The organism is Variovorax sp. AB1(2024) (assembly GCF_037482385.2).
Classification (GTDB): Bacteria; Pseudomonadota; Gammaproteobacteria; order Burkholderiales; family Burkholderiaceae_C; genus Variovorax.
On the sequence record NZ_JBBHKP020000001.1, the window covers coordinates 871,281 to 883,955 of the forward strand.

Below are 12,675 nucleotides of genomic sequence, written 5' to 3' on the forward strand. Positions count from 1 at the left end.
CCGCTTACGCGGCCCTTCGTGGGATGGCTTGGTTGCCGTGCGGCTGCCGTTACTTGGTGCCGAGCACGCCCAGGCGCTTGTTGATGAACCACTGCTGCGCGATCGACAGCACGTTGTTCGTGATCCAGTACAGCACCAGGCCGGCCGGGAAGAAGATGAACATCACGCTGAACGCGAGCGGCATGATCCACATCAGCTTGGCCTGCATCGGATCGGGCGGCGTCGGGTTGAGCCAGGTCTGGAACAGCGAGGTGGCCGTCATGACGATCGGCAGGATGTACCAAGGGTCCGGTGCCGACAGGTCGGTGATCCAGCCGATCCAGGGCGCATGGCGCATTTCGACCGACGACAGCAGCACCCAGTAGAGCGCGATGAACACCGGGATCTGGATCACGATGGGGAAGCAGCCGCCCATCGGATTGACCTTCTCGGTCTTGTAGATCCGCATCATCTCCTGCTGCATCTCTTGCGGCTTGTCCTTCAGCCGCTCGCGCATTTCCATGATCTTGGGGTTGATGGCCTTCATCTTGGCCATGCTGGCGTAGGCCTTGGCGTTGAGCCAGTAGAAGGCCGCCTTCAGCAGCACCACCAGCGCCACGATCGACCAGCCCCAGTTGCCCAGGATGCCGTGCAGCTGGGTGAGCAGCCAGTACAGGGGCTTCGAGATGATCGCGAAGATGCCGTAGTCCTTCACCAGGTCCAGGCCGGGGGCGATGCTTTCGAGCTTCTTTTCTTCTTCGGGGCCGGCGAACAGCACGCTGTTCACGAGCTGCGTGGCGCCCGGGGCGATCTTCGGCAGCGTGGCCACCATCGACACGGTGAACAGGTTGTCGCCCAGGTCCCTCACGCGGAATTCGCGGCGCAGTTGTTCGCTGGCCGGGTCGCCCTTGAGCAGCCAGGCCGACGCGAAGTAGTGCTGCACCATCGCGATCCAGCCGTCGTTGGCCGGCGGCGGCGGTTCGATCTTGCCCTTGGCGATGTCCTTGAAGTCGAGCTTGTGGAACTTCTTCTCGTTGGTGTACGCGGCCGGACCGGTGAAGGTGTTGGTGCCGAACATGGTGCCGGCGGCCACGGTGCCGTGGCGCAGCAGCTGCATGTAGAGCAGTGCGTCGCGCGGCTGGTCGCTCACGTTGACCACTTCGTGGCGCACGCCGATGGCGTAGTCGCCGCGGTGGAACACGTAGGTCTTGACGTACTTCAGGCCGCCGACGGGGGCGCTTTCGAAGCTCACCTCGAGCGTGTTCTGGCCGTCGGCCATCTCGCGCGGGCCGGCCTTCGGCGTCATCTGCGTCAGGTGGTTGGGGAAGGCGTCGCCGGCCACTGGGTTCACCAGGCCGGTCTGCGCGACGTAGCGCGTGGCGGGCGAGCCGTCTTCGAACAGCACGACATGCTTGGTGCGGTCGGCCTCGTCGTACTTCAGCAGCTCGAGGTAGTTGACCGTGGCGCCTTCGCTGTCGATCGTGGCCTTGAACAGGTCGGTGGTGACGTTGACCTTCTCGCGCGGCGCGGCCGGCGTGGCCGACGTCGGCACGGCACCTGCGCTGCCAGGGGCGGCGGACGCGGAGGGCACGCCATTGGTGGCGGCGGGCGTCGTGCCGGCGGCCGGGGCGGTGGCGGCCGGCTTGCTGGACGGCAGGAAGGTCGGCTTGTTGCCGTTGAAGACCTGCCATTGGTCCCACAGCAGCACCAGCGAGAACCCAAAAATCACCCACAGTATCGTGCGGCGGATATCGTTCATGACGAAGACTTCTTGTCGGAGGAGAGAAGAGACGAAAACAGCGATCCTGACTTGTCAGTGCGACGCTGTGATTTCGGTGGAACCGGATCGTGCCCGCCCTGGCACCAGGGCTGGCATCGCGCGATGCGGTGCAGAGTCAGGTAGCTGCCCTTGAGCGCGCCGTGCACCTCGAGCGCCTCGATCGAATACACCGAGCAGCTCGGCGTGAAGCGGCACGACTGGCCGAGCCAGGGGCTCAGCAGCAGTCGGTAGGCCTTCACGAAGCCGATCAGCAGGCGTTTCATGATGCGGATGGGGCTGGCGATGAAGGCGAAGGCGCGCGCGCGGCGCGCGCCAGCAGCTGCTGGAGCTCGGCGCGAACGGCGGCCTTGAGCTTGTCCGAAGTGGCGCTCACGAATTCCTTGCGGTCGAAGCCCGCGCGCAGCCGCACCACGTGCGCGGCACGTGGCAAGGCGACGCCCTGAGCGGTGCTCACGGCGTAGATCTGGCGCTTGATGGCGTTGCGCGTGACCGCGCGGCGCGCCCAGCGCTTGGGCACCATGGCGCCCAGCCAGACGTCGTCGGACGCGAACAACGGCTGTGCGCCCGATGCGGAATCGAGCGCACAGCGATGCAATGCGAAATGAGCAGTGCGCGCCACGGTGGCACCTGCGAGGACGGCCTGGAATTGCGCGCGGGTCTTGAGCCGCTGCATGGAAGCCTGGCCGCGCACGTCGTTACCGGTCTGGCCGGACGCACCGGCCGCGGGAGCTGGCGCTGACGTGTCGGCTGCTGGCAACGGCAGGTGTGCTGCCGTCAGACGGCCAGGCGCTTGCGGCCCTTGGCGCGGCGTGCGTTGATGACGGCACGGCCGCCGCGGGTCTTCATGCGGACCAGGAAGCCGTGGGTACGGGCGCGGCGGACTTTGGAAGCTTGATAAGTGCGTTTCATGATGATTTCCTAATTCCCTGTTCGCGCGGACTCTCTGCCTGAAAAAGCACGAGAAGCCAGCGGGGCGCCGGGGGAGCGTATTGGGATGACCCAGGGATACCCCTGAACTCCTACTCCTGGCGCCGGTGAAGAACGCAAAGAGGTTTTCAGGGAAACCCGCAATTATCGCAAACATTGGCCGCCCGAACAATCTTCGACTGGATTTGCGGGCCTTTCGGCATCCGGGTCAGCGTGTGGATAAGGTTTTGACAAGTTAGAATGCCAGGCGCCTTCCAGCAGAGAATATCCACAATACCTATACCAAGAAATGCCCGAGGGTTCCATCACTTTTTCCCCCGCCCATGTCGACTGACGGCATCGGCGAAAGCCTCTGGCAGGCCTGCGTCGACCAGCTCGCGCAGGAGCTGTCCGAGCAGCAGTTCAACACCTGGATCAAGCCCCTGACGGCACAGGTCGCCGACGACCTGTCGCGCATGACCGTGTTCGTCGCCAACCGGTTCAAGCTCGACTGGATCCGGGCCCAGTACGCCGGCAAGATCGCGGCCATGGCCGAGAAGATGTACGGCCAGCCGGTTGCCATCGAGTTAGCGCTTGCTCCTCGCGAAACGCCCGTGCGCTCGGCGCCCGTGGCTGTCATGACCGAAACCGACGTGCCGCGCGACGTGGCCGGCCCGGGCGAGGAGCCCGCCGCAGCCGGCTTCAAGAACCGCCTCAATTCGGGCCTCACTTTCGACACCCTCGTTGAAGGCACGGCCAACCGCATGGCGCGCGCCGCGGCCATGCACGTGGCGGGCATGCCTGGCCATCTCTATAACCCGCTCTTCATCTACGGCGGCGTCGGCCTGGGCAAGACCCACCTGATGCACGCTGTGGGTAACCGGCTGCTGGCAGACCGGCCGGATTCCAAAGTTCTCTACATCCACGCCGAGCAATTCGTCTCGGATGTGGTCAAAGCCTATCAGCGCAAGACTTTCGATGAGTTCAAGGAGCGCTACCACTCGCTCGACCTGCTGCTGATCGACGATGTGCAGTTCTTCGCCAACAAGGACCGCACGCAGGAAGAATTCTTCAACGCGTTCGAAGCCCTGCTCGCCAAGAAGTCGCACATCGTGATGACCAGCGACACCTACCCGAAGGGGCTGGCCGACATCCACGAGCGCCTGGTTTCGCGCTTCGATTCGGGCCTCACGGTGGCCATCGAGCCGCCCGAGCTCGAAATGCGCGTGGCCATCCTGATCAACAAGGCGCGCGCCGAATCGGCCGAAATGCCGGAAGAAGTGGCCTTCTTCGTCGCCAAGAACGTGCGCTCCAACGTGCGCGAGCTCGAAGGCGCGCTGCGCAAGATCCTGGCCTATTCGCGCTTCAACCAGAAGGAGATCTCGATCGCCCTGGCGCGCGAGGCGCTGCGTGACTTGCTGTCGATCCAGAATCGGCAGATCTCCGTCGAGAATATCCAGAAGACGGTGGCCGACTACTACAAGATCAAGGTCGCCGACATGTACAGCAAGAAGCGCCCGGCCAGCATCGCGCGGCCACGGCAGATCGCGATGTACCTGGCCAAGGAGCTCACGCAGAAGAGCCTGCCGGAAATCGGCGAGCTGTTCGGCGGGCGCGATCACACGACGGTGCTGCACGCGGTGCGCAAGATTTCGGGCGAGCGCCAGCAGCTCACCGAACTCAACCAGCAGCTCCACGTGCTCGAGCAGACGCTCAAGGGCTGAAGCCGGATGTCACCCAGGATGCCCATCGCGACAGCGGAGAATGGCGTCTTACAAGCTGATTCAAAGAGATAGAGAAGAGGAAGAAGACATGATCGTTTTGAAGGCAAACCAAGACAAAGTCCTCGCCGCGCTGCAGTCGGTGGCGGGCATCGTCGAACGGCGTCACACCTTGCCGATCCTGGCGAACGTGCTGATCCGCAAGACCGGCGGCCAGCTGCAGCTGACCACCAGCGACCTCGAAATCCAGATCCGCACCACCGCCGAGCTCGGCGGCGACGAAGGCAACTTCACCACCACCATCGGCGCGCGCAAGCTGATCGACATCCTGCGCACCATGCCGGCCGACCAGACCGTGAGCCTCGAATCGAGCGCGAGCAAGCTGGTGCTCAAGGGCGGCAAGAGCCGTTTCACGCTGCAATCCTTGCCGGCCGAAGACTTCCCGCTGGTGCAGGAAGCCGCCAATTTCGGCCCCGTGTTCAGCGTGCCGCAGAAGACGCTGAAGGACCTGCTCTCGCAGGTCTCGTTCGCGATGGCCGTGCACGACATCCGCTACTACCTGAACGGCATCCTGTTCGTCGCCGAAGGCAAGCAGCTGAGCCTGGTGGCCACCGACGGCCACCGCCTGGCGTTCTCGTCGGCCACGCTCGACGTCGAAGTGCCGCGCCAGGAAGTCATTCTTCCGCGCAAGACCGTGCTGGAAATGCAGCGCCTGCTGTCCGACGCCGAAGGCGCCATCGAGATGCAGTTCGCGAACAACCAGGCCAAGTTCAGCTTCGGCGGCATGGAGTTCGTCACCAAGCTGGTCGAGGGCAAGTTCCCCGACTACAACCGCGTGATTCCCAAGAACCACAAGAACACCGTCACCCTGGGCCGCGCGCCGCTCCTGGCCAGCCTGCAGCGCACCGCCATCCTGACCAGCGAGAAGTTCAAGGGCGTGCGCCTGAACATCGAGCCCGGCACGCTGCGCATCGCATCGAACAATGCCGAGCAGGAAGAAGCACAGGACGAACTCGACATCGACTACGGTGGCGACACCATCGAGATCGGCTTCAACGTGACCTACCTGATCGACGCGCTGTCGAACATGGACCAGGACATGGTCAAGCTGGACCTGGCCGACTCGAACAGTTCGGCGCTGTTGACCATCCCCGAGAACGCATCCTTCAAGTACGTCGTGATGCCGATGCGTATCTAGCAGACAGACACCGAAGCGCCTTGCGCACACAGCCCGCGGCCCCCCGCGGGTTTGCGCTTTCAAGAGGCGGCGAATTGAGCTTTTGAGAGCCCGAAAAATCACGTGAATGCCGTGAGAGACAGAGGAATATCCGAATGAGTGCTGAAGAAAACAAGCCCGAAGTGCCGCACACCGAGCCCGTCTACACCCCTGAAGTCCAGGTCGTGCCGCCGGAGGACATCCCAGCCGACACCAGCTACGGCGAAGGCTCGATCACGATCCTCGAAGGGCTCGAGGCCGTGCGCAAGCGCCCCGGCATGTACATCGGCGACACCTCCGACGGCACCGGCCTGCACCACCTGGTGTTCGAAGTGGTGGACAACTCCATCGACGAAGCGCTGGCGGGCCACTGCGACGACATCGTCGTGACCATCCACTCCGACAACTCGATCTCCGTCACCGACAACGGCCGCGGCATCCCGACCGGCGTGAAGATGGACGACAAGCACGAGCCCAAGCGCTCGGCCGCAGAAATCGCGCTGACCGAACTGCACGCCGGCGGCAAATTTAACCAGAACAGCTACAAGGTGTCGGGCGGCCTGCACGGCGTGGGCGTGAGCTGCGTGAACGCGCTCAGCGTGATGCTGCGGCTGGTGGTGCGCCGCGAAGGCAAGATCCACGAGCTCGAGTTCAGCCGCGGCTTCGTGCAGAACCGCCTGCTGGAGACGGTGAACGGCGTCGAAGTCTCGCCCATGAAGATCATCGGCGACACCGACAAGCGCGGCACCGAGGTGCACTTCCTGCCCGACACGCAGATCTTCAAGGAGAACAACGATTTCCACTATGAAATCCTCTCCAAGCGCCTGCGCGAGCTGAGCTTCCTGAACAACGGCGTGCGCATCCGCCTGAAGGACGAGCGCACCGGCAAGGAAGACGACTTCTCCGGCGCCGGCGGCGTGCGCGGCTTCGTGGAGTTCATCAACAAGGGCAAGACCGTCCTGCACCCGAACTCGTTCTACGCCGAAGGCGAGCGCCCGGCCGACACCTACGGCGGCATTCCCGGCACGCACATCGGCGTCGAAGTGGCGATGCAGTGGAACAGCGGCTACAACGAGCAGGTCCTCTGCTTCACCAACAACATCCCGCAGCGTGACGGCGGCACCCACCTCACGGGCCTGCGCGCCGCGATGACCCGCGTCATCAACAAGTACATCGAAGAGAACGAGTTCGCCAAGAAGGCGAAGGTCGAAGTCACCGGCGACGACATGCGCGAAGGCCTGTGCTGCGTGCTGAGCGTGAAGGTGCCCGAGCCCAAGTTCTCGAGCCAGACCAAGGACAAGCTGGTGTCCAGCGAAGTGCGCGCGCCAGTGGAAGACATCGTCGGCAAGCTGCTGACCGACTACCTGCAGGAACGCCCGAACGACGCCAAGATCATCTGCGGCAAGATCGTAGAGGCCGCGCGTGCCCGCGAAGCCGCCCGCAAGGCCCGCGAAATGACGCGCCGCAAGGGCGTGCTCGACGGCATGGGCCTGCCCGGCAAGCTGGCCGACTGCCAGGAAAAGGATCCGGCGCTGTGCGAGGTCTACCTGGTGGAGGGTGACTCCGCCGGCGGTTCCGCCAAGCAGGGCCGCGACCGGAAGTTCCAGGCCATCCTGCCGCTGCGCGGCAAGATCCTGAACGTCGAGAAGGCACGCTACGAGAAGCTGCTCACCAGCAACGAAATCCTCACGATGATCACCGCGCTGGGCACCGGCATCGGCCGCGCCGGCGCGACCACGGCGGGCGGCGGCGCGGACGACTTCAACGTCGCCAAGCTGCGCTACCACCGCATCATCATCATGACCGACGCCGACGTCGACGGCGCCCACATCCGCACGCTGCTGCTCACCTTCTTCTACCGCCAGATGCCCGAATTGGTGGAGCGCGGCCACATCTACATCGCGCAGCCGCCGCTGTACAAGGTCAAGGTCGGCAAGGAAGAGCAGTACCTGAAGGACGGCCCCGCGCTCGACGCCTTCCTGCTCAAGGTGGCGCTGAAAGACGCGCGCATCGAGACCGGCGGTGCCAGCTCGACCACGCTCAGCGGCGACACCCTGGGCGAACTGGCGCGCAAGCACCAGGTGGCCGAGGCCGTCATCGCACGCCTGCGCAACTTCATGGACGCCGAGGCGCTGCGCGCCATCGCCGACGGCGTGGCGCTCGACCTCGACACCACGCCCGCCGCCGAGGCTTCGGCCGTGGCGCTGCAGGCCAAGCTGCGCGAACTCAACACGACCGGCGTGCCGGCCGAGGTGAGCAACGAGTTCGACGCCCGCACCGACAAGCCGCTGCTGCGCATCAGCCGCCGCCATCACGGCAACATCAAGAGCAGCGTGATCACGCAGGACTTCGTGCACGGCGCCGACTACGCCGCGCTGGCCGAAGCCGCCAACACCTTCCGCGGCCTGCTGAGCCCGGAAGGCGCGCTGGTGAAGCGCGGCGAGGGCGAGCGCGCCAAGGAAGAAAAGGTCGACGACTTCCGCCAGGCCATGAAGTGGCTGATCAGCGAAGCCGAACGCGCCACCTCGCGCCAGCGCTACAAGGGCCTGGGCGAGATGAACCCCGAGCAGCTGTGGGAAACCACCATGGACCCCGCCGTGCGCCGCCTGCTGCGCGTGCAGATCGACGACGCGATCGAAGCCGACCGCGTGTTCACGATGCTGATGGGCGACGAAGTGGAGCCGCGCCGGGAGTTCATCGAGCAGAACGCGCTGAGGGCGGCGAATATCGACGTGTAAGCCGGCTGAGAACGCCGGTCGCCGCCAATAGTTGAAGCATGGAGTGGTCGAGGGAAGAGGTCGAAGCGATCGTCGCCGACCATCTCCAGATGCTGACGCTGGAGTTGGCCGACCAGCGCTTCAACAAGTCCGAGCATCGCCGCGCTTTGCAGTCCAGGCTCAGTGAGCGCAGCGAAGCTTCCATCGAGTTCAAGCACTGCAACATCACTGCGGTGTTGCAGGATCTCGGCATGCCGCCTTTGTCAGGGTACAAGCGCCGCGCCAACTACCAGGCGCTCTTGTTCGACGTGGTCGTGAGTCAACTCGATCGGCAATCGGTGTTGGACGAAGCAGCATTGGCGGCCGTCGAACGGCCCGCGATCGAGCCCCCGACGATCGACTTCGCCAAGGTGAAATCCGAGGCGCCGCGGCGCGAGCACGGCGTAGCCGAGCCGCTGCATCCGAGCGCCTTTGTCGGCGTCAAGCGCGACTACCTGGAGCGCGAGGCGCGCAATCGATCCCTGGGTGCCGCCGGCGAAGAGTTCGTCATGCATTTCGAGCACTGGCGTCTTTCGCAATTCGGACAAAAGCAACTTGCGGAACGTATCGATCGCGTCTCCAGCTCCAAGGGCGACGGCCTGGGGTACGACGTGCTGTCTTTCGACACCGACGGCCGCGAACGGTATATCGAGGTCAAGACAACGAGCTTCGGCAGCGATACGCCGTTTTTCGTGTCCCAGCGCGAGTTGGCGCTCTCCAGGCACGAGAGCACCCAGTTCCACCTCTATCGGCTCTTCGAGTTCCGCAAGGCGCCGAAGATGTTCGATTTGGTCGGCAATCTGGCACAACACTGCCAGCTCGATCCGGTGAGCTATCGCGCCGCATTCAACTGAACCTCACCGCTGCTGAGGACACCCCAGCCTGAACTGCCGGTCCCGCGTGCGCTTGCGCTCGTCCCGCAGCCAATCCTGCGAATACGCGCCTTGCGGCTGCCGCCCGATCGCGTCGATCCAGTTGATGTGTTCGGCAAGGCCGCTGCATTCGCCCATTTCGTTCGCCACGTTCTGCGCGACCTGCCTTTCGTACTGGTGCTGTTGCGCGGCGACGGCCGCGTTGTCGCGGATCGAGGCTTCGCGCGCTTGCGGGCTCATGCCGTCGGCGATGTTCACGTCGCGCCGCAGCCGGACCGTCGTGGCGCGCGAGCCTTCGGGGCACGGGCCGTCGGAGTAGGCGGCCTTGCCTGACGGGGTCAGGCACTTGGTCACCTCGAAGGTGTCGGGGCCGGTCGCGCCAGGGGAGGCCACGGGCGGGGAGGGCGCGGGGCGGGCATCCTGAGGGGGCGGCGCGATGCCGGGTGGTACCGCCATCGTCGGCCCGGCGGATTGCTTCTGCGCCCTTTGCTGCGCCAGCAGCCACTCCGCACCCATATAGAACAGGTACACGGCCAGCACGGCCAACGCCAGCCACAGCGCCCAATGGCGATCCGGCTTCGGCCGCAGGCCCTGCTCCCACGCGGTCATCGCCTCGCGGCGTTCGCGCATCGGGTCGTAGTCGTCGTCGGGCTTCATGGGACCGCAGTATCTCCGGCCGCGATGCACCGCCATAGACCTGCCGTGCACCCCGGCGGACTTCGGCGGCAAGGCCTCCCGGAAACAGTCGCATCAGGGTTTGCGTGAGGTCTGTCAGCAAATGTGGCTTGCACGGCCGTCACACGGGCGTCACCAGCTATGAAAACAATAGCATTCACATTCAATCCGAGGATCGTTCCTCGTAAACGCTATATCTAGCCCGACTCTTGCTAAGCAAAATCCTCGTCGGATTTCACGTCACGCAAGATCGAGGACCACACAGCAATGAACCCTTCGCGTCTCCGCCGGCCGCTGGCCGCGCTGGTTTTGGGCGGCACAGCAGCATTCCTCGGGGCCTTCACTTCGGCCCATGCGTTCTCGAACCCACCCATCCAGGTGGCGCAGGGCATCGAATTCATGAGCGGCGGCACCACACGGGACGAAGCCGCGTTCATGGAAATGGTGTCGCCCCGCTGGGCCGCGACCATCGCGCTGGGTGTGAGCGACGGCAAGGGTGCGCAGCAACCCGGCTTTCCCGCCAAGGCACACGTCGAAGTGCGCCAGAAGTACACCGGCCAGGCCGTGATGACCGTGGACTCCCAGGCGCCGTACATGCTCGCGCGCCTGAATCCCGGCGCCTATGACGTGAACGTGACGCTGGGCGGGCTGACGCTGACGCAGTCGCTGGTGGTGATTGCCGGCGTGCCGGCGCGCGCTTCGTTCGTGTGGCCGTCGAACTTCGACATGGCCTCGGTCGCGCCGCCGCTGCCGCAGGCGCTGGCGCAGACCGCCTCGGCCACCCGTTGAAAAACCGGCGCACGGCTGTGGCCGTTGCGTCCTCGGTCAGCCTTTCCTAAGTCGCGCGCCGCACAGTGGCGCTGTGGTTTCTCGCCACTACGAACAGGAAAGGACCCAGACCATGACCTCCCGCTTTTCATCGCGCATGCGGCCCGTGGCGGCCGCGATGCTTTGCGGCGCCGTTCTGCTCGGCGCGTTCTCGCCGGCGCAGGCCGCGATGAACCCGCCGATCTACATGACGCACGGCGTCGAGTACATGAGCGGCGGCATCGGCAGTGACGAAGCGCAGCTGATGGAAACTGTGCTGCCGCGCTGGCCCGCCAGCTTCGAGTTCGCGATCAAGGACCACAAGGGCGCCGATTTCGCCGCCAATGTGCACGTTACCGTGCGCGACAGCAGCGGCGTGGCGCTGCTCGACAACGTGGTGTCGGGCGGCCCGTTCATGGTGGCCCGGCTCGACCCGGGCAACTACGAGGTCGAGGCCCGCCTCGGCAACCAGGTGCTGAAGCAGCAGCTGCGCGTGCCGCAGGGTGCCTCCGCCAAGGCCACCTTCGTCTGGCCGGCGGGCACCGACATGGCTTTGGCCGGCACGCGCACGGTGCAGTAAGGCGTGAAAACGGGCGCCGGCAGCGCATGCCGCCGGCGCGCGTTGGCAAGCTCCATGTGAGCCACAACGCCCGCTATCCGGGCGCCTCTCGCTATAGAAAAAATAGCGGTGGTGGCGCCCTTGGGCGTCTTGAATGCGCGGCATGCGCCTTGCAGATGGTGTATCCCGGGCGATGCCCGACCCCATTGCCCCGATGCCGATCCGTCCCCTGAGCGCGCTGACCGCGTTGCTCCATGTCTACATTGCGCTGCGCCTGCTGCCCGCGCTCGCCGTGCTCACGCCCGCATGGCCGCTGGCGCTGCTTGCGCTGGTGGTCTCGGCGGTGACGATTCCGCTGCCTTTCCTGTCGCGCCGCATCGAGCGCAACGCGTCGATGGGCGAGGCGGTCAAGTGGATCGGGCTGATCAGCATGGGCTGGTTCTCCTCCATGTTCGTGCTGACGCTGGTGCGCGACGCGGGCCTGCTGCTCACCTGGCTGGCCGGCGCATTGGGCGGCGTGCAGGTGCAATGGAACACGCTGCGCCCATGGACCGCGCTGGCGGTGCTGGCCGTGGCCACGGCCACGTCGGCGATCGGTTTTCTGAATGCGCGGCGCACGGCCAGCGTGAAGCGTGTCGACGTGCCGATCCGCGGCCTGCCGCAGGCGCTCGAGGGCTTCACGATCGCGCAGCTCAGCGACATCCATGTCGGGCCGACGATCAGGAGCGGGTACATCCAGCGCATCGTGGAGGCGGTCAACCGGCTGGGCGCCGACACCATCGCCATCACCGGCGACCTGGTGGACGGCAGCGTGCCGGAACTGCGCGAGCACATCGCGCCGCTGGCCGGGCTCCGTGCGCGGCACGGCACCTTCGTGGTCACCGGCAACCACGAGTACTACGCGGGCGCGCATGCCTGGATCGACGAGTTGCGCCGCCTGGGCCTGAAGGTGCTGCTCAACGAGCATGTGGTGCTGCAGACGCGCAATGTGCGCGGTGCCCAGACCGATGAAGAGCTGTTCGAAAGCGCGCTGGTGCTGGCGGGCGTGACCGACTTCACCGCCGGGCATTTCGACGCGGCCCATGCCAGCGACCCGCACCTGGCGTTGCACGATGCGCCCCCGTTGGTGCACACCCGCGTGCTGCTGGCGCACCAGCCGCGCAGCGCGCCGCTGGCGGCCGCGGCCGGCTACCAGCTCCAGCTGTCGGGCCACACGCACGGCGGCCAGTTCTTTCCGTGGAATCTCTTCGTGCCGATGCAACAGCCTTTCACGGCGGGCCTGCATCGCCTGCACGACATGTGGGTCTACGTGAGCCGGGGCACCGGCTACTGGGGCCCGCCGAAGCGCTTTGGCGCGCCCTCCGAGATCACGCTGCTGACGCTGGTGCCCGCGGCCGCCTGAGC

The 12,675-nt window shown here is 65.4% G+C and carries 12 protein-coding genes; 7 read left to right on the top strand and 5 right to left on the bottom strand.

The genetic code is table 11. The features are described from left to right. Positions 1-49 precede the first annotated feature (49 nt). From yidC to rpmH, 4 genes are all read right to left on the bottom strand, one after another. The gene (gene yidC, locus WIX39_RS04235; protein ID WP_409194573.1) at positions 50-1,738 is read right to left on the bottom strand and encodes a membrane protein insertase YidC; all 1,689 of its coding nucleotides are present in this window, start codon (positions 1,736-1,738) and stop codon (positions 50-52) included. Continuing rightward, positions 1,735-2,022, bottom strand: coding sequence for a membrane protein insertion efficiency factor YidD (yidD, locus tag WIX39_RS04240; RefSeq protein WP_409194574.1), 288 nt, complete (start codon positions 2,020-2,022; stop codon positions 1,735-1,737). The genes yidC and yidD overlap by 4 nt, the downstream gene beginning before the upstream one ends. Then, complete coding sequence (locus WIX39_RS04245; protein ID WP_409196318.1) at positions 2,019-2,432, bottom strand: ribonuclease P protein component; 414 nt, start codon at positions 2,430-2,432, stop codon at positions 2,019-2,021. Before WIX39_RS04245 ends, yidD begins: the two co-directional genes overlap by 4 nt. Before the next feature lie 101 nt (positions 2,433-2,533). After that, complete coding sequence (gene rpmH, locus WIX39_RS04250) at positions 2,534-2,668, bottom strand: 50S ribosomal protein L34 (RefSeq protein ID WP_007834827.1); 135 nt, start codon at positions 2,666-2,668, stop codon at positions 2,534-2,536. Between the two features lie 341 nt (positions 2,669-3,009). Between rpmH and dnaA the strand changes: the two genes are divergently transcribed. From dnaA to WIX39_RS04270, 4 genes are all read left to right on the top strand, one after another. Then, the gene (gene dnaA / locus WIX39_RS04255) at positions 3,010-4,389 is read left to right on the top strand and encodes a chromosomal replication initiator protein DnaA (protein ID WP_081269782.1); all 1,380 of its coding nucleotides are present in this window, start codon (positions 3,010-3,012) and stop codon (positions 4,387-4,389) included. Between the two features lie 88 nt (positions 4,390-4,477). Then, a complete protein-coding gene (gene dnaN, locus WIX39_RS04260) occupies positions 4,478-5,584 on the top strand; it encodes a DNA polymerase III subunit beta (RefSeq protein WP_081269781.1) in 1,107 nt (368 codons plus the stop codon). Between the two features lie 134 nt (positions 5,585-5,718). Beyond that, the gene (gene gyrB, locus WIX39_RS04265; RefSeq protein ID WP_081269780.1) at positions 5,719-8,340 is read left to right on the top strand and encodes a DNA topoisomerase (ATP-hydrolyzing) subunit B; all 2,622 of its coding nucleotides are present in this window, start codon (positions 5,719-5,721) and stop codon (positions 8,338-8,340) included. A gap of 38 nt (positions 8,341-8,378) precedes the next feature. Then, a complete protein-coding gene (locus tag WIX39_RS04270; RefSeq protein WP_234382197.1) occupies positions 8,379-9,212 on the top strand; it encodes a DUF3883 domain-containing protein in 834 nt (277 codons plus the stop codon). A 3-nt stretch (positions 9,213-9,215) separates the two neighbouring features. On the opposite strand, the gene WIX39_RS04275 is transcribed toward WIX39_RS04270, so the two are convergent. After that, positions 9,216-9,887 carry a hypothetical protein gene (locus WIX39_RS04275; protein WP_409194575.1) on the bottom strand — a complete coding sequence of 224 codons (672 nt, stop codon included), beginning with the start codon at positions 9,885-9,887 and terminating at the stop codon, positions 9,216-9,218. A 285-nt stretch (positions 9,888-10,172) separates the two neighbouring features. Here WIX39_RS04275 and WIX39_RS04280 point away from each other — a divergent pair, with 285 nt between their 5' ends. The 3 genes from WIX39_RS04280 to WIX39_RS04290 all read left to right on the top strand — a co-directional run bounded on the left by WIX39_RS04280 (position 10,173) and on the right by WIX39_RS04290 (position 12,673). Then, the gene (locus tag WIX39_RS04280; RefSeq protein ID WP_081269778.1) at positions 10,173-10,694 is read left to right on the top strand and encodes a hypothetical protein; all 522 of its coding nucleotides are present in this window, start codon (positions 10,173-10,175) and stop codon (positions 10,692-10,694) included. A 112-nt stretch (positions 10,695-10,806) separates the two neighbouring features. Further along, positions 10,807-11,292, top strand: coding sequence for a hypothetical protein (locus WIX39_RS04285; RefSeq protein WP_106936287.1), 486 nt, complete (start codon positions 10,807-10,809; stop codon positions 11,290-11,292). 133 nt (positions 11,293-11,425) lie between these two features. Then, a complete protein-coding gene (locus WIX39_RS04290) occupies positions 11,426-12,673 on the top strand; it encodes a metallophosphoesterase (RefSeq protein WP_409194576.1) in 1,248 nt (415 codons plus the stop codon). Positions 12,674-12,675: the final 2 nt, after the last annotated feature.